This window comes from Pseudomonas sp. B7, assembly GCF_016735645.1.
GTDB classification, from domain to species: domain Bacteria; phylum Pseudomonadota; class Gammaproteobacteria; order Pseudomonadales; family Pseudomonadaceae; genus Aquipseudomonas; species Aquipseudomonas glycinae.
Window position 1 is genome coordinate 159,733 of sequence record NZ_JAERRE010000008.1, and the last position, 16,505, is coordinate 176,237.

Sequence of the window (16,505 nt, forward strand, 5' to 3'; positions counted from 1 at the left end):
AAAGCCTCAAGACGGGCGCAAACCGCGTTCCAGCCAGAGACGGCTGGCGAGGGTGACCACGCCATCGAGCAGCAGGGCCAGGAGCGCGGTGCACGCGGCGCCGAGCAGCAGTTGCGGCTGATTGTTCAGGGCGATGCCGGGAAAGATCAGGCTGCCGAGGCTGTTGGCGCCGATCAGGAAGGCCAGCGGCGCGGTACCGACGTTGATCGCCAGCGCGACCCGCACACCGCCGACGATGATCGGCACGGCGTTGGGCAATTCGACTTTCCACAGCACCTGACGCGGGGTCATGCCGATGCCGACGGCGGCTTCTTTCAGCGAGCCCTGGACGTTTTTCAGGCCTTCATAGGTGTTGCGCACAATCGGCAACAGCGAGGCGAGGAACAGAGCGAAGATCGCCGGACCGCTGCCGATGCCGAGAATCCCCAGGGCAATTGCGAGCACGGCCAGCGGTGGCACGGTGTTGCCGATGTTGAAGATCTGCATGAAGCGTTCGGCGCGTCCGACCATGGTCGGGCGGCTCAGGAAAATACCGGCGGGAATGCCCACGACCAGGGCGGCCAGCATTGAAGCGAGGACGAGAATCAGATGAGCTTGCAGGTAAAACAACAAATCGTCGCGGTAGTGTTCGATCGTGTTGATGCCGATCCAGTGGACCAGCAGGGCCAGGAGCGCGATCACCACCGCACCTCCCATCAGCCCTTTGCCATAGCGGATAGCCACAGGCGGACTCCTTTTTTTTAGTCGGCGAACGCAGTCCCGTGTGGCATGCCAAGCCTTGGCTGCCGGGAGAGTCGTTCGCGAGAAGCAGCTTTTTTTCAGTCCGGCAAAAGCGGCCTGAAAGCGAGCCATGAGCGCAGCCTCGTCAGGCTAACTTGCTGATTTTTCAGCCCCTGACGAATTGTCGTAACAGGGGATGGACGTCTCCGTGCTTTAAAAGGTTCCCATCCGAGGCAGCATTTGGCCACCCTTAATGTGCTCAACGGTTCGGTTATTGAATCGAGTTGGGCTATAATCGCCGCCCTTTTTTGAATCACCGCCAGGCGATTTCCCATGACCAGACAGGCCGCCGAAGTCGCGAAACGCCGCACTTTCGCCATTATTTCCCACCCCGATGCCGGTAAAACCACCATCACCGAAAAGCTCTTGCTGATGGGCAAGGCGATTGCCGTGGCCGGTACGGTGAAATCCCGTAAATCCGACCGCCACGCGACATCCGACTGGATGGAGATGGAAAAGCAGCGGGGCATCTCGATTACTACGTCGGTCATGCAGTTCCCGTATCGCGAACACATGATCAACCTGCTCGACACCCCGGGCCACGAAGACTTCTCCGAAGACACCTACCGCACTCTGACTGCGGTGGACTCGGCATTGATGGTCCTCGACGGCGGTAAAGGTGTAGAGCCACGGACCATCGCCCTGATGGACGTCTGCCGTCTGCGTGACACGCCGATCGTCAGCTTCATCAACAAACTCGACCGCGACATCCGCGACCCGATCGAACTGCTCGACGAGATCGAAGCCGTCCTGAAGATCAAGGCTGCGCCGATCACCTGGCCGATCGGTTGCTACCGCGACTTCAAGGGCGTGTACCACCTGGCCGACGACTACATCATTGTCTACACCGCCGGTCACGGTCATGAACGCACCGAAACCAAGATCATTGAGAAGCTCGATTCCGACGAAGCCCGCGCGCATCTGGGCGACGAGTACGAGCGTTTCCTCGAACAGCTGGAACTGGTGCAGGGCGCCTGCCACGAGTTCAATCAGCAGGAATTCCTCGACGGCCAACTGACCCCGGTGTTCTTCGGTACTGCATTGGGCAACTTCGGTGTCGATCACGTACTCGACGCCGTGGTCGACTGGGCCCCGCGTCCGCTGCCACGCGTGGCCAACGAGCGCACCGTGGAGCCGGTGGAAGAGAAGTTCTCGGGCTTCATCTTCAAGATCCAGGCGAACATGGACCCGAAACACCGCGACCGCATCGCCTTCATGCGTATCTGCTCCGGCAAGTACGAAAAAGGCATGAAGATGCGCCACGTGCGTACCGGCAAGGACGTGCGCATCGGCGACGCCCTGACATTCTTCTCCTCCGAGCGTGAACAGCTGGAAGAAGCGTACGCCGGCGACATCATCGGTCTGCACAACCACGGCACGATCCAGATCGGCGACACCTTCAGCGAAGGCGAAACCCTGGGCTTCACCGGTATCCCGCACTTCGCCCCGGAACTGTTCCGTCGCGTACGCCTGCGCGACCCGCTGAAATCCAAGCAACTGCGCCAGGGCCTGCAACAGCTCGCCGAAGAAGGCGCGACCCAGGTGTTCTTCCCGGAGCGCAGCAACGACATCATCCTCGGCGCCGTCGGTGTGCTGCAGTTCGATGTGGTCGCCAGCCGCCTGAAAGAGGAATACAAGGTCGAGTGCTCCTACGAGCCGATCACCGTTTACTCCGCGCGCTGGATCGAATGCAGCGACAAGAAGAAGCTCGAGGAATTCTCCAACAAGGCGGTGGAAAACCTGGCACTGGACGGTGGCGGTCACCTGACCTACCTCGCGCCGACCCGGGTCAACCTGGCCCTGATGGAAGAGCGCTGGCCGGACGTGAAATTCCGTGCGACGCGCGAGCATCACTAAGCGCTGAGTTGCTCTATCCAAAGCCCCCGATGCGCAAGCCTCGGGGGCTTTTTGTTGGCTGCAGAAACGGTTGCTCACCAGGCGTCCGAGAGTGGCGACCTCGCTTAGCCGATCCGGTTATGAGTGTTATTCGAAAGCGGTCTGTCCACGCATGGCATTTCCGGGCAGTGGTTAGCGTCCTATCTGGTGAACCCGGCGGATCGGAACTAGATTTCAATCAGCGTCAGGTCAGCATGAATTTCTCACCTGGAACAGGATGGACTCGGCTATGAAAAACAGGTTGCTACGGGTTTTGCTGCTGTTGAAAGTGATGGTGATGCTGTCCCTCGGCACCGCGACGGCCTGGGCCGAGTGCGAGGATCACGATACCCAGGCATCGAGCGGGCAGGAGGGGCACAGCGCGCTGATGCTGGCCAAGTCCGAGTCCGAGCCGGGCGATCAGGGCCAGGGTGGCAGCGCCGACGATGACGATTCGACCACCGATGAGCCGGACTCCGACGATGCGGACGAAGGCGATAGCCAGACGTAGATTCCGCGCAAAAGAAAACCCCTTCTTTCCCGATCGATGCGCAATCGGGGCAGAAGGGGTTGGGTCAACACATCAACAACCCGCCCCGGGAAACGGGGCGGGTTTTTTCATGCCGCGCCGTCGAGGAATTGCTCGGCGTAGTGGCATGCAACCTGACGCGTGTCGAGCTGGCGCAGGGCCGGCTCCTCGCTGCTGCAACGTGCGGTGGCGTACGGGCAGCGCTTGTGGAACGCGCAGCCAGGTGGCGGGTTCAGCGGGTTGGGCAGCTCGCCGACGATCTTGATTTTCGGCTTGTCCGGATCCGGGTGGATGGTCGGGGTCGCCGACAACAGCGCCTGGGTGTACGGGTGCAGAGGACGGGCATAGATGTCGTGCTTCGGACCGATTTCCACCGGGCGACCGAGGTACATCACCATCACGTCATCAGCCACGTGCTGCACCACCGCCAGGTTGTGCGAGATGAACACGTAACCGGTGTTGAACTCCTGCTGCATGTCCATGAACAGGTTGAGCACCTGCGCCTGGATCGACACGTCCAGCGCCGAGGTCGGTTCGTCCGCCACCAGCACTTTCGGTTGCAGCATCATGGCGCGGGCCAGCGCAATACGCTGACGCTGACCGCCGGAGAACATGTGCGGGTAACGCTGGTAGTGCTCGGGACGCAAGCCGACCTGCTTCATCATCGCCTGGACTTTCTCGCGACGTTCGGCGGCCGACAGGTTGGTGTTGATCAGCAGCGGCTCGGCCAGTTGATCACCGATTTTCTGCCGTGGGTTCAACGACGCGTACGGGCTCTGGAACACCATCTGCACGTCTTTGCGCAGTTGTTTGCGCTGGGCCTTGTCGGCGCCGGCCACTTCCTGCCCGGCGATTTTCAGGGAGCCGGACGACGGCTCTTCGATCAGGGTCAGGGCGCGGGCGAGGGTGGATTTGCCGCAGCCCGATTCACCGACGACGGCGAGGGTCTTGCCGGCTTCCAGCTCGAACGACACACCGTTGAGGGCGCGCACGGTGGCGTGGCCCTTGAACAGGCCACGGGAGACTTCGTAGTGACGGGTCAGGTCGCGGGCGGTAAGTACGACGGCCATTACGCCACCTCCTGGTTCAACGGATAGAAGCAGCGGGCGAGGCTGTGGCTTTTCGGGTCAAGGGTCGGACGCTGCGCGCGGCAGCTGTCCTGCACGTACGGGCAGCGCGGCGACAGCAGACAGCCTTGCGGGCGGTCGTAACGGCCGGGAACGATGCCCGGCAGAGTGGCCAGACGCTCGGCACCCTGGCTGTGTTCCGGAATCGCCTTGAGCAGCGCTTCGCTGTACGGGTGCGCCGGGATGTCGAACAGTTGCGGCACCTGACCGACTTCAACGGCTTGACCTGCGTACATCACGCACACGCGCTGGGCGGTTTCGGCCACCACGGCGAGGTCGTGGGTGATCAGCACCAGGCCCATGTTCTGCTCTTTCTGCAACGCCAGCAGCAGATCCATGATCTGCGCCTGAATCGTCACGTCGAGTGCGGTGGTCGGTTCGTCGGCGATCAGCAGTTTCGGCTCGCCGGCAATCGCCATGGCAATCGCCACACGCTGGCTCATGCCGCCGGACAGTTGGTGCGGGTAGGCGTCCATACGGCTGGCGGCACCCGGGATTTCGACTTTTTCCAGCAGTTCGATCGCACGCTTGCGCGCCTGCTTGCCGGACATTTTCAGGTGCAGGCGCAGCACTTCTTCGATCTGGAAACCGACGGTGTAGCTCGGGTTCAGCGCGGTCATCGGGTCCTGGAACACCATCGCCAGGTCTTTGCCGACGATCTGCCGACGCTGGCGGTTGTTCAGCTTGAGCATGTTCTTGCCGTCGAAGCTCAGCGAGTCGGCGGTGACGATCCCCGGGTGCTCGATCAGGCCCATCAGCGCCATCATGGTCACGGACTTGCCGGAACCCGACTCGCCCACGATCGCCAGGACTTCGCCCTTGTCGACTTTCAGGTCGAGGCCGTCGACGACCGGGGTGGCGTTCTTGTCGCCGAAGCGAACGTTGAGATTCTTGATTTCTAACAGTGACATGGGAATCTCCTCAGGCGGCGTTCTTGAGTTTCGGGTCCAGCGCATCGCGCAGGCCGTCGCCCATCAAGTTGATTGCCAGCACGCTGAGCAAAATGGTCAAACCAGGCAGACTCACCACCCACCAGGCGCGTTCGATGTAGTCGCGGGCCGAAGCCAGCATGGTGCCCCACTCAGGGGTTGGCGGCTGGACGCCGAGGCCGAGGAAGCCCAGAGCGGCGGCATCGAGGATCGCCGAGGAGAAGCTCAAAGTCGCCTGAACGATCAGCGGTGCCATGCAGTTAGGCAGCACGGTGATGAACATCAGACGTGGCAGACCGGCACCGGCCAGGCGCGCGGCGGTCACGTAGTCGCGGTTCAGTTCACCCATCACGGCGGCACGGGTCAGACGCACGTAGGACGGCAAGGACACCACGGCAATCGCGATCACGGTGTTGATCAGGCCTGGGCCGAGGATGGCGACGATCGCCACGGCCAGCAGCAGCGACGGCAGGGCCAGCATGATGTCCATCAGACGCATGATGGTCGGGCCGACCACTTTCGGGAAGAAACCGGCGAACAGACCCAGCAGGATCCCCGGGATCAGCGACATCACCACCGACGACAGGCCGATCAGCAGCGACAGGCGCGAACCCTGGATCAGACGCGACAGCAGGTCGCGGCCCAGTTCATCGGTGCCGAGCAGGAATTGCATCTGCCCGCCTTCGAGCCACGCCGGCGGCGTCAGCAGGAAGTCGCGGTATTGCTCGCTCGGGTTATGCGGGGCGACCCACGGCGCGAAGATCGCGCAGAAAATCACCAGCAGCATGAACAGCAGGCCGGCGACGGCGCCCTTGTTCTTGGCGAAGGCCTGCCAGAACTCTTTGTACGGAGACGGGTACAGCAGACTTTGATCCACGGCGGTGGCAGCGGTGGCTACTGAGGAAGTTGGAGTGCTCATGGGTATTGACCTCAGCGCTGATGACGGATGCGTGGGTTGGCAAAGCCGTAGAGGATATCCACCACGAAGTTGACCAGAATCACCAGGCAAGCGATTAACAGGATGCCGTTTTGCACAACCGGGTAGTCCCGGGCGCCGATGGCTTCGATCAGCCATTTACCGATGCCGGGCCAGGAGAAGATGGTTTCGGTCAGGACCGCACCGGCCAGCAGGGTGCCGACTTGCAGGCCGACCACGGTCAGCACCGGGATCAGCGCGTTGCGCAGGCCGTGCACGAACACCACGCGCGACGGCGACAGGCCTTTGGCCTTGGCGGTACGGATGTAGTCCTCACGCAGCACTTCGAGCATCGACGAACGGGTCATCCGCGCGATCACCGCCAGCGGAATGGTGCCCAGCACGATGGCCGGCAGGATCAGGTGGTGCAGGGCATCGAGGAACGCGCCCATGTCATCGGCCAGCAGGGTGTCGATCAGCATGAAACCGGTGCGCGGCTCGATGTCGTAAAGCAGGTCGATCCGCCCGGACACCGGGGTCCAGCCCAGGCTTACCGAGAAGAACATGATGAGGATCAGGCCCCACCAGAAGATCGGCATCGAATAACCCGCGAGGGAGATGCCCATCACCCCGTGGTCGAACAGGGATCCTCGCTTGAGGGCCGCGATCACCCCGGCCAGCAGGCCCAGGATGCCAGCGAACAGCAGGGCGGCCATGGACAGTTCCAGGGTCGCCGGGAAGAGGGAGGTGAACTCGGTCCATACGCTCTCACGGGTGCGCAGGGATTCGCCGAGGTCGCCGTGGGCCAGTTTGCCGATGTAGTCCAGGTACTGGGCGTACAGCGGTTTGTTCAGACCGAGGCGTTCCATTGCCTGAGCGTGCATTTCGGGGTCGACCCGACGTTCGCCCATCATCACTTCCACGGGGTCGCCGGGAATCATGCGAATCAACGCGAAAGTCAGCAAGGTGATGCCGAAAAACGTGGGGATCAATAACCCCAGTCGGCGGGCAATAAAACTAAACATCGTGTGTGGTACCTCATCAGCCGGTTAGGCGTGCCCGGCGCCCCTGGGGTCAGGGGCGCCGGGAGTTTCTTATCTACTTCACCTGGGTGGTGGCGAAGTTATTGGTTGTCAGAGGGCTGATGTGATAACCCTCTACGTTGTTGCGCATTGCGGTGAACATGCGGGTGTGGGCCATGCTGATCCACGGTTGGTCCTGATTGAAGATCACCTGGGCTTCTTCATACAGTTTGGCGCGTTCGGCCGGATCTACTTTAGCCCGTGCTTCGTCGAGCAGGGCCTGGAATTTCTCGTTGCACCAGCGCGCGTAGTTTTCGCCGTTCTTGGCGGCTTCGCAACTGAGCATAGGCGTCAGGAAGTTGTCCGGGTCGCCGTTGTCGCCCGCCCATCCGGCCGAAACCATGTCGTGCTCGCCGGCCTTGGCGCGTTTGAGCATCTCGCCCCATTCCATCACGCGGATGTCGATCTTGATCCCGACTTTCGCCAGGTCAGCCTGCATCATCTGCGCACCCAGCATCGGGTTCGGGTTGGTCGGGCCGCCGCCGTTGCGGGTGAACAGGGTGAAGGTGGTGCCTTCCGGTACGCCGGCTTCCTTGAGCAGGGCGCGAGCCTTGTCGAGGTCACGTGGCGGGTTTTTCAGCTCGTGGTTGTAGCCCAGCAGGGTCGGCGGGTACGGGTTGACCGCAACGGTCGCGTTGCCTTTGCCGAACAGGGCGTTGACGTAGGCTTCCTTGTCGAAGGCGATGTCGATCGCTTTGCGCACCCGCACGTCGCTGATGTACTTGTGCTGGGTGTTCATGGCGATGTACGAGACGGTCATCGCATCCAGTTCATCGACTTTCAGGTTGCTGTCTTTCTTGATGCTCGGGATGTCATCCGGTTTCGGATACAGCGCGATCTGGCACTCGTTGGCCTTGAGCTTCTGCAGACGCACGTTGTTGTCGGTGGCAATCGCCAGGATCAGCGCGTCAGCCGGGGCCTTGCCGCGGAAGTAGTCCGGGTTGGCCTTGAAGCGAACCTGGGCGTCCTTGGCGTAACGCTGGAAGATGAACGGGCCGGTGCCGACCGGTTTGTTGTTCAGGTCGCCAGTCTTGTTGGCCTTGAGCAACTGGTCGGCGTATTCGGCCGAGTAGATCGAGGAGAACGCCATGGCGATGTCGGCCAGGAACGGCGCTTCGCGGCGGGTCAGGGTGAACTTGACGGTGTTGTCGTCGACTTTCTCGACGCTTTTGAGCAGTTCCTTGAAGCCCATGCTTTCAAAGTACGGGAAGCCCACGCTCGACAGCTTGTGCCACGGGTGATTCGGGTCCAGCTGACGCTGGAAACTCCAGACCACGTCGTCGGCGTTCATGTCGCGGGTCGGCTTGAAATATTCGGTGGTGTGAAACTTGACGCCTTTGCGCAGATGGAACGTGTAGGTCAGGCCGTCTTCGCTGATGTCCCAGGACTCGGCCAGCGCCGGAATCACTTCGGTGGTGCCGGGCTTGAAGTCCGCCAGACGGTTGAAGATGGTTTCGGCCACCGCGTCGGCAGTGACTGCAGTCGTGTACTGGACCATATCGAAGCCTTCCGGACTGGCTTCGGTGCAGACCACCAAGGGTTTGGCCGAGACGCCGACAGCGACACTCAGCAACGCAGCCGCGATGGCCGCACGTAGGGGAAGCATTTTCATCAAGAACCCTCTGCAATCGGTTGAAGACAAAAAGCCGAACGGCCGACTCGTCACTGAGTCAGCCGTCGGCTGGCGTTTTTACAGGATGTTGAACGGAACGGTGGTCACCAGACGGAACTCGTTGATGCTGCCGTCAGCCTGGTTTTCGCTGGCGCGGTGCGCGGTGTAGGTCGCACGAACGGTAGTGGCTTTCAGAGGACCGCTCTGTACGGCATAAGAGGCGCCGATGCCGTATTCATAGTGGTGCTCGCCGTCCATCGACTGCACGCCGTCGTAGCCGCCACCCTTGTAGTGAGTGCCGTCGATGCCCCAGCCGCGGGCCTGGTAGATGTTGAACTTCAGGCCTGGCACGCCGTATTCGGCCATGTTCAGACCGTAGGCCACCTGGAAGGATTTCTCGTTCGGGCCGTTGAAGTCCGACAGCAGGGAGTTGGCCAGGTAGATGCCGTTGGTTTCGTGCAGGTAGTCGAAGTACTCGTTACCGTTCACTTCCTGGTAGGAGAAGGTCAGGGTATGCGCCTGGTGAGTCAGGCCGAACGACAGGGAGTAGGTGTCGTTGTCGATTTCACCGAGTTTTTTCTTACCTTCGTCCACGGTCTTGTAGTAGTTCAGACCGGTGGTCAGGGCCAGAACCGAGCTGTCACCCAGCACGTGGGTGGCGCCGAAGTAGTACTGGTTCCACAGGTCTTCGGCCTGGGTGCCCCACAGGCTGGTGGTCAGGCTGGCGAACGGCTGATACGAGATGCCGCCGGTGTGAACGTGGTCGGCTTCGGCATCGATCGCGCCATATTCGGAGCGGAATTTGCTCAGGCTTTCTTCGGTTCGCGGCGAAACGCGGTCGAACGAGGCCAGGTCGAAGGACAGGTTGTTCAACTCTTCGCTGTGGATCGCGATACCTTCGAAGCTCGATGGCAGCGGACGGTTGCCGATCACGTCGACCTGCGGGCTGCTGAAGTTCATGCGGCCGGCGGTCAGGGTGGTGTTGGAGATACGCGCCTTGACGTTGGCCAGGCCGACTTTGCTCCACTGGCCCTGGGCTTCGCCGCCTTCACGGGTCAGGGTACGGTTGTTGCCCGCGCCTGGACGGGTGCCTGGTGCGCCACCGTTGTTGGACGCCAGGTTCTCGCGGTCACGCTCCAGCGCGATGGCGTTGTACGCCGCCACTTCGGTGCTGAAACCGACGGTGCCTTCGGTGAAGCCCGAGTTGTACTTGACGATGGTGCCCTGCACCCAGTTGATACGGCGGTCGGTCGGAGTGGCCACGCCATCCTTGCGATAGGTGAACTTGCCGCCGCGTTTCAGTTGTTCGTTGGCGTACCAGTTACGGGTCGAGCCGCTGATCGACTGACCTTCGAGGAAGCCGGTGGCTTCAGCCTGGGCGCTCTTCTCGTTGACGGTCACCGGAGTGAACGCCTGGCTTTGGGTTTCCGCGTAAGCCGTGGCGGTGATGCTGCTGATGGCCAAGGCCAGTATCGCGGTATTGCTCAGTTTCATGGGTGAAGCTCCTTTACTTTCTTTTTATGCCGGCTTTTTTGGGTTGGCCGGTTATTGGTTTAGAACTCATTCACACATCGCAAACGTTTGCAAAAGGCCAGATTGGCGAATTTCGGCAAAGCGCTTGCGTGAGGGGGTAGACGGCCCCCTCAGCATTGCGGCTAATCGGTTGTTTGTTTAATCGATGCTGACACCCGAAAACACGTTGCGACCGAACGGGCTCACCTTGAACCCTTCGACTTTGGCGCTCAGCGGCTGGTTGACCGTCGAGTGGGCGACAGGCGTGATCGGCACTTGCTGCTTGAGCAGTTGCTGGGCCTGTTTATAGAGCACGGTGCGTTGGTCACGGTCGGTGACGACCTTGGCCTGTTTGATCAGCTTGTCGTAAGCCGGATCGCACCACATGGAGTAGTTGTTGCCGCCGATGGCGTCGCAGCTGTACAGCGTGCCGAGCCAGTTGTCCGGGTCCCCGTTGTCACCGGTCCAGCCGATCAGGCTGATGTCGTGCTCGCCATTCTTGGTGCGCTTGATGTACTCGCCCCATTCGTAGCTGACGATCTTCACTTTCAGACCGATCTTGGCCCAGTCCGCCTGGAGCATCTCGGCCATCAGTTTGGCGTTCGGGTTGTACGGACGTTGTACCGGCATCGCCCATAAGGTGATCTCGGTGCCTTCCTTGACGCCGGCAGCCTTGAGCAGCTCTTTGGCTTTTTCCGGGTTGTAGGCGGCGTCCTTGATCGTGTCGTCGTAGGACCATTGGGTCGGCGGCATGGCGTTGACGGCCAGTTGGCCGGCGCCTTGATAAACAGCGTTGAGAATCCCCTGTTTATTTACTGCCATATCCAGCGCCTGACGCACTTCGAGCTGGTCGAACGGCTTGTGACGGACGTTGTAGGCGATGTAGCCAAGGTTGAAGCCCGGCTTCTCGATCAATTGCAGTTTCGGATCGTTCTTCAGTGCCGGCACATCGGCAGGGCGCGGGTGCAGGGTGATCTGGCATTCGCCGGCCTTGAGCTTTTGCACGCGCACCGAGGCGTCGGTATTGATCGCAAAAATCAGGTTCTTCAGCTTCACCCGGCTCGGATCCCAGTAATGCGGGTTGCCGGTGTAACGGATGTTCGAGTCTTTCTGATAGCTCTTGAACACGAACGGGCCAGTGCCGATCGGCTTCTGGTTGATGTCGCTCGGCTTGCCTTCGGCCAGCAGCTTGTCGGCGTATTCGGCAGACAGGATGGCGGCGAAGCTCATGGCAATGTTCTGGATGAACGCGGCGTCGACGCTGTTGAGCGTGAACTGCACGGTCAGCGGCCCGGTCTTTTCGACCTTGGCGATGTTCTTGTTGAGGCTCATCCCGTTGAAATACGGAAACTCGGTCGGATAAGCCTTACGGAATGGCTGTTGCGGATCGAGCATGCGGTTAAACGTGAACAGCACGTCGTCGGCGTTGAAATCGCGCGTAGGTTTGAAGTACGGCGTTGTATGAAATTTCACACCTTCGCGCAGGTGAAAGGTGTACTTGAGACCATCCTCGGAAATATCCCAGCTGGTTGCCAGGCCCGGTACGACATTGGTCGCGCCTTTTTCAAACTCGGCCAGTCGGTTGTACAACGGTTCGGCGGCGTCGTTATCGGTCGCCGTCGTGTACTGCGCGGTATCGAAACCGGCCGGACTGCCTTCGGAGCAGAACACCAGACTGTTGCTGGCGGCGTAACTGGCAGACGTGGCGGCCAACAGGCCGGCGCCCAGCAATGCGGAAAAAACCAAGGTATGGCGCATGACGCTCCCTCTTTTTTTAGTGTTTTTCAATGCGCCGCGATCCCGTCCAGGGACGTTGTGGCCGCATTGAGCTCAAACCAACAGCAAACCGATAGCCCACGCAGTCACTGGTCAGAACCCGACGGTAGGGGCCGTGGGTCTGGCAGTAAATGCGCTGAGTCCTAAAGACTCGTAGGAAAAGGCAACACGTCCTAACCCAACCTAGTAAGACTGGTTAGAAAGGGCTGTAGGCAAATTCCTGACTTCTCGGCAAAAAAAACAGCGGCGACGCTGAAAACGTCGCCGCTGCTTCTTTTATTTGCTGACGCTGACGCCGTAGAAGGAGTTCAAGCCGAATGGGCTGATCTTGAAGTCCTGCACGTTGGCGCGCATGGGTTGATACACCGTCGAGTGAGCGATAGGTGTCATAGGGACTGCATCTTTGAGGACGTGCTGCGCCTCTTTGTAGAGTTCGGTGCGCTTGGCCTGGTCAGTGGTGCGCTTGGCTTCTTTCACGAGGCCGTCGAATTTCTTGTCGCACCATTTGGAGAAGTTGTTGCCACTCAGGGAGTCGCAACCAAACAACACGTTGAGCCAGTTGTCCGGATCACCATTGTCACCGCTCCAGCCGATGATCATCGCCTGGTTCTCGCCGCCTTTGGAGCGCTTGATGTACTCGCCCCACTCGTAGCTCTGAATCTTCACGTTCAGACCGATTTTCTTCCAGTCGGACTGGAGCATTTCGGCCATCAGCTTGGCGTTCGGGTTGTACGGACGCTGAACCGGCATCGCCCACAGGACGATCTCGGTACCTTCCTTGACGCCGGCTTCCTTGAGCAGCTGTTTGGCTTTCTCAGGATCGTACTTGGCGTCCTTGATGGTGGTGTCGTAGGACCATTGGGTCGGCGGCATGGCGTTGACGGCCAGTTGGCCCGCGCCCTGGTAAACCGAGTCGATGATCTGTGGCTTGTTCACAGCCATGTCCAGCGCCTGGCGAACGCGCAGGTCGGCCAGCGGGTTCGGCTCGTTGCTGCCTTTGACCTTGTCCATCACGTTGTAGGCGATGTAGCCCAGGTTGAAACCGGCCTGGTCAGGCATCTTCAGCGCAGGATCGGCTTTCAGTGCCGCGAGGTCGGCCGGACGAGGGAACAGGGTGACCTGGCACTCATTCTTTTTCAGCTTCTGGATACGTACCGACGGGTCGGTGGTGATGGCGAAGATCAGGTTGTCGATCTTCACGTCTTCAGGCTTCCAGTAATCCTTGTTGCCGGTGTAACGGATGTTGGAGTCTTTCTGGTAGCTCTTGAACACGAACGGGCCAGTGCCGATCGGCTTCTGGTTGATGTCGGCAGCCTTGCCTTCCTTCAGCAGCTGGGCTGCGTACTCGGCGGACTGAACCGATGCGAAGCTCATGGCCATGTTCTGGATGAACGCGGCGTCGACTTCTTTCAGAGTGAACTTGACGGTGTGGTCGTCGACTTTATCGATCTTGGTGATGTTGGTATCCATCCCCATGTCGGTGAAGTACGGGAATTCGGTCGGGTACGCCTTACGGAACGGGTCATCCTTGTTAATCATGCGATTGAAGGTGAACAGCACGTCGTCGGCGTTGAACTCACGAGTCGGCTTGAAATACGGGGTGGTGTGGAACTTGACGCCTTCACGCAGGTGGAAGGTGTAAGTCAGGCCGTCATCCGAGATGTCCCACTTTGTCGCCAGACCAGGAATCACGGCGGTACCGCCACGCTCGAACTGGGTCAGACGGTTGAACATGGTTTCGGCTGAGGCGTCGAAGTCGGTTCCGGTGGTGTACTGGCCTGGATCGAAACCGGCCGGGCTGCCTTCGGAGCAGAACACCAGGTTAGTCGCAGCGGTGGCGAAAGGTGCGGAGGCTAACAAGCCTGCGCCGACTAAAAACGGAATGACCGCGTGTTTAAGCATGTTGGCCTCATGATTTGTTGTCATTTTTTAGTAGTGAGGTACGACCTCGTGAGTCGTGCCTGCGGATACTTATGCAGGGCCCATACCCAATGCAAGATCCAGAGCGCTCGGCGGCGTCAAAGCGTGGCACGAACGTACCTTAATGTCGCATCCGTATAACTTCTGACGCATTTGACCGTTTGCGGCCGGTTTTTACGGTGCAAACGAAGCCCCAAAACGGTGCGCTGGTCACGTTGTGCGCGCCGGATTGGGGCCGGGTGTTACTTATTTATACCCACGCCATAGAAAGGGGTTAGACCGAACGGGCTGATCTTGAAGTCAGTGACTTCCTTGCGCAGCGGCTGGAACACCGTGGAGTTGGCGATCGGCGTGATCGGCACCTGCTGTTTAAGGATCAGTTGCGCCTGTTGATACAGTTTTACCCGTTGCGATTTATCGGTGGATACCTTGGCCTGCTGTACCAGCTTGTCATAGGCCGGATCGCACCATTTGGCGTAGTTGCTGCCGTTCACCGCCGCGCAGCTGTAAAGCACGCCCAGCCAGTTGTCGGGGTCGCCGTTGTCACCGGTCCAGCCGTAGATCATCGCGTCGTGTTCGCCGTTCTTGGCGCGCTTGATGTACTCGCCCCATTCATAGCTGACGATGTTGGCCTTGATACCGATCTTCTCCCAATCCTGCTGGATCATCTGTGCCGACATCCGCGCATTCGGGTTCGAAGCGCGCTGCACGGTCATGGCCCAGAGGTTGATGGTTGTACCGGGTGCAACCCCGGCTTCCTTGAGTAGCGCCTTGGCTTTTACCGGGTCGTGCGGCGCGTCTTTTATGTTCGGATCGAATGACCATTGCGCTGGCGGCAAAGCGTTTTGCGCCAGCTGCCCGGCACTTTGGTAAACCGCCTTGATGATCGCCGGTTTGTCGATGGCCATGTCGAGTGCCTGGCGCACTTTGAGCTGGTCCAGAGGCGGGTGGGTGGTGTTGTAGGCGAGGAAGCCGAGGTTGAAACCGGCCTGCTTCAACACCCGCAGATTCGGGTCTTTTTCCATCACTTCGATGTCGGCCGGGCGCGGGTAGCCGCTGACCTGGCATTCGCCGGTCTTGAGCTTTTGCAGGCGTACGGCGGCGTCCGGGGTGATCGAGAACACCAGGTTGTCGAGCTTCACGTCCTCGGGTTTCCAGTAGTCCCTGTTCGCCGCGTAACGGATCTGCGCGTCCTTCTGGTAGCGCTTGAACACGAACGGGCCGGTGCCGACCGGTTTCTGGTTGAGGTCGGCGGCGTGGCCTTCCTTCAACAGTTGGGCGGCGTATTCGGCCGATTGCACCGAGGCGAAGCTCATGGCGAGGTTTTGCACGAACGCGGCGTCGACGTTGTTCAGGTTGAAGCGCACGGTGTTTTCGTCGAGCTTTTCCACGGATTTGATCGTGGTGTTGAGGCCCATGTCGGTGAAGTACGGGGATTCGGCGGGGTAGGCCTTGCGGAAGGCGTTGTCCGGGTCTAGCAGGCGCTGGAAGGTGAAGAGGACGTCGTCGGCGTTGAAGGTTCGGGTCGGAGTGAAGTAGTCGGTGGTGTGGAATTTTACGTTTTGGCGTAGGTGGAAGGTGTACTGGAGGCCGTCCGGGCTTACGTCCCATTTGGTCGCCAGACCGGGTTCGACTTCGGTGCCGCCGCGTTTGAATTGGGTGAGGCGGTTGAAGACGGTTTCGGCGGAGGCATCGAAGTCGGTGCCGCTGGTGTATTGGCTGGGGTCGAAGCCTGCGGGGCTGGCTTCGGAGCAGTAGACGAGGGTTGTGGCTGCGTTGGCGATTGGGGTTATGGCGGTCAGGGCCAGGGTTATTAGAAGTGGTTTGAGGGTGAATCGATCCATGGAGTCCCCGGGTGTATTGGAGGTAGTTGTGGGGAGGAGGGTAGCCGGGGTTTCGGTGGGCGCGGAAATATCGTTTTTCTAGGTGAGGTGTCTATCTCGGTATATCTGGGGTGATTGTGTGCATATCCGATGCTGCGGTAACGGCTTCTTATGGTTCCGCCCTTACGGCGGGTCACTTTTTACAAACGCCTAAAAAGTAACCAAAAACGCTTGCTCCTACGTTCGGCCCCTCGCTAAGGCTCGGGGTTCCTTCGCTCCGGGATTTATCCGGGGGGCATCGCCTACGGTTTGCTTCGCTGCACCTCCTCTCGATGTGTTTGGCTTCGCCAAACGGTCGCTGCGCTCCCACCCCCGGACAAATCCCTCCACTCAGCCTTCCGACGTCGCCCGTGGATCAAGATCAAAAGCTGCAGCCGAGCTAACGCTCATCCTGTTGAGTGGTGGTGGGGCAACAGCTAGAGCGGTTTGTGTGCTTTTCGGATTTTGAATTCACCTTCGATATCTCACGTCGGCGTATTTCATTTAAACGACGCGGTCAGTCCCCTCTCCCTCCGGGAGAGGGCTAGGGTGAGGGCAGCTTTTGATCGTTCCCACGCTCCGCGT

General features: G+C 60.0%; 12 protein-coding genes. 2 read left to right on the forward strand and 10 right to left on the reverse strand.

Annotated features, from left to right (window positions below):
• Positions 1 to 6: 6 nt before the first annotated feature.
• Positions 7 to 696 carry an ABC transporter permease gene (locus JKA62_RS18820; protein WP_172667905.1) on the reverse strand — a complete coding sequence of 230 codons (690 nt, stop codon included), beginning with the start codon at positions 694 to 696 and terminating at the stop codon, positions 7 to 9.
• 357 nt (positions 697 to 1,053) lie between these two features.
• Between JKA62_RS18820 and JKA62_RS18825 the strand changes: the two genes are divergently transcribed.
• Together JKA62_RS18825 and JKA62_RS18830 are read left to right on the forward strand one after the other, a co-directional pair.
• Complete coding sequence (locus JKA62_RS18825; protein ID WP_011332431.1) at positions 1,054 to 2,637, forward strand: peptide chain release factor 3; 1,584 nt, start codon at positions 1,054 to 1,056, stop codon at positions 2,635 to 2,637.
• Between the two features lie 268 nt (positions 2,638 to 2,905).
• Positions 2,906 to 3,166 (forward strand): hypothetical protein, encoded by a 261-nt coding sequence (locus JKA62_RS18830; protein WP_011332432.1) that lies wholly within the window; start codon positions 2,906 to 2,908, stop codon positions 3,164 to 3,166.
• Between the two features lie 107 nt (positions 3,167 to 3,273).
• Here JKA62_RS18830 and JKA62_RS18835 read toward each other — a convergent pair whose 3' ends face one another.
• From JKA62_RS18835 to JKA62_RS18875, 9 genes are all read right to left on the reverse strand, one after another.
• Complete coding sequence (locus tag JKA62_RS18835; protein WP_007953682.1) at positions 3,274 to 4,254, reverse strand: peptide ABC transporter ATP-binding protein; 981 nt, start codon at positions 4,252 to 4,254, stop codon at positions 3,274 to 3,276.
• The gene (locus tag JKA62_RS18840; RefSeq protein WP_011332433.1) at positions 4,254 to 5,222 is read right to left on the reverse strand and encodes an ABC transporter ATP-binding protein; all 969 of its coding nucleotides are present in this window, start codon (positions 5,220 to 5,222) and stop codon (positions 4,254 to 4,256) included. Before JKA62_RS18840 ends, JKA62_RS18835 begins: the two co-directional genes overlap by 1 nt.
• A gap of 10 nt (positions 5,223 to 5,232) precedes the next feature.
• Positions 5,233 to 6,159 carry an ABC transporter permease subunit gene (locus tag JKA62_RS18845; protein WP_011332434.1) on the reverse strand — a complete coding sequence of 309 codons (927 nt, stop codon included), beginning with the start codon at positions 6,157 to 6,159 and terminating at the stop codon, positions 5,233 to 5,235.
• A gap of 11 nt (positions 6,160 to 6,170) precedes the next feature.
• Positions 6,171 to 7,181: an ABC transporter permease subunit gene (locus JKA62_RS18850; RefSeq protein ID WP_007953665.1), complete on the reverse strand. Its 1,011-nt coding sequence runs from the start codon at positions 7,179 to 7,181 to the stop codon at positions 6,171 to 6,173.
• Positions 7,182 to 7,254: 73 nt separating this feature from the next.
• On the reverse strand, positions 7,255 to 8,850 hold the full coding sequence (locus JKA62_RS18855) for an ABC transporter substrate-binding protein (protein WP_201819008.1): 1,596 nt from the start codon (positions 8,848 to 8,850) through the stop codon (positions 7,255 to 7,257).
• A 78-nt stretch (positions 8,851 to 8,928) separates the two neighbouring features.
• Complete coding sequence (locus JKA62_RS18860) at positions 8,929 to 10,344, reverse strand: OprD family porin (RefSeq protein WP_011332436.1); 1,416 nt, start codon at positions 10,342 to 10,344, stop codon at positions 8,929 to 8,931.
• Positions 10,345 to 10,521: 177 nt separating this feature from the next.
• Complete coding sequence (locus JKA62_RS18865; protein ID WP_201819010.1) at positions 10,522 to 12,120, reverse strand: ABC transporter substrate-binding protein; 1,599 nt, start codon at positions 12,118 to 12,120, stop codon at positions 10,522 to 10,524.
• 294 nt (positions 12,121 to 12,414) lie between these two features.
• Entirely contained in the window at positions 12,415 to 14,040 is a 1,626-nt protein-coding gene (locus JKA62_RS18870; RefSeq protein ID WP_201819012.1) for an ABC transporter substrate-binding protein, read from the reverse strand.
• Positions 14,041 to 14,300: 260 nt separating this feature from the next.
• Entirely contained in the window at positions 14,301 to 15,902 is a 1,602-nt protein-coding gene (locus JKA62_RS18875; protein ID WP_201819014.1) for an ABC transporter substrate-binding protein, read from the reverse strand.
• Between the last annotated feature and the right edge of the window lie 603 nt (positions 15,903 to 16,505).

What these genes read in the sequence shown, in the direction of transcription:
- JKA62_RS18820 (WP_172667905.1), bottom strand. Translation starts at nt 696, where the DNA reads ATGGGAGGTGCGGTGGTGATCGCGCTCCTGGCCCTGCTGGTCCACTGG.
- JKA62_RS18825 (WP_011332431.1), top strand. Translation starts at nt 1,054, where the DNA reads ATGACCAGACAGGCCGCCGAAGTCGCGAAACGCCGCACTTTCGCCATT.
- JKA62_RS18830 (WP_011332432.1), top strand. Translation starts at nt 2,906, where the DNA reads ATGAAAAACAGGTTGCTACGGGTTTTGCTGCTGTTGAAAGTGATGGTG.
- JKA62_RS18835 (WP_007953682.1), bottom strand. Translation starts at nt 4,254, where the DNA reads ATGGCCGTCGTACTTACCGCCCGCGACCTGACCCGTCACTACGAAGTC.
- JKA62_RS18840 (WP_011332433.1), bottom strand. Translation starts at nt 5,222, where the DNA reads ATGTCACTGTTAGAAATCAAGAATCTCAACGTTCGCTTCGGCGACAAG.
- JKA62_RS18845 (WP_011332434.1), bottom strand. Translation starts at nt 6,159, where the DNA reads ATGAGCACTCCAACTTCCTCAGTAGCCACCGCTGCCACCGCCGTGGAT.
- JKA62_RS18850 (WP_007953665.1), bottom strand. Translation starts at nt 7,181, where the DNA reads ATGTTTAGTTTTATTGCCCGCCGACTGGGGTTATTGATCCCCACGTTT.
- JKA62_RS18855 (WP_201819008.1), bottom strand. Translation starts at nt 8,850, where the DNA reads ATGAAAATGCTTCCCCTACGTGCGGCCATCGCGGCTGCGTTGCTGAGT.
- JKA62_RS18860 (WP_011332436.1), bottom strand. Translation starts at nt 10,344, where the DNA reads ATGAAACTGAGCAATACCGCGATACTGGCCTTGGCCATCAGCAGCATC.
- JKA62_RS18865 (WP_201819010.1), bottom strand. Translation starts at nt 12,120, where the DNA reads ATGCGCCATACCTTGGTTTTTTCCGCATTGCTGGGCGCCGGCCTGTTG.
- JKA62_RS18870 (WP_201819012.1), bottom strand. Translation starts at nt 14,040, where the DNA reads ATGCTTAAACACGCGGTCATTCCGTTTTTAGTCGGCGCAGGCTTGTTA.
- JKA62_RS18875 (WP_201819014.1), bottom strand. Translation starts at nt 15,902, where the DNA reads ATGGATCGATTCACCCTCAAACCACTTCTAATAACCCTGGCCCTGACC.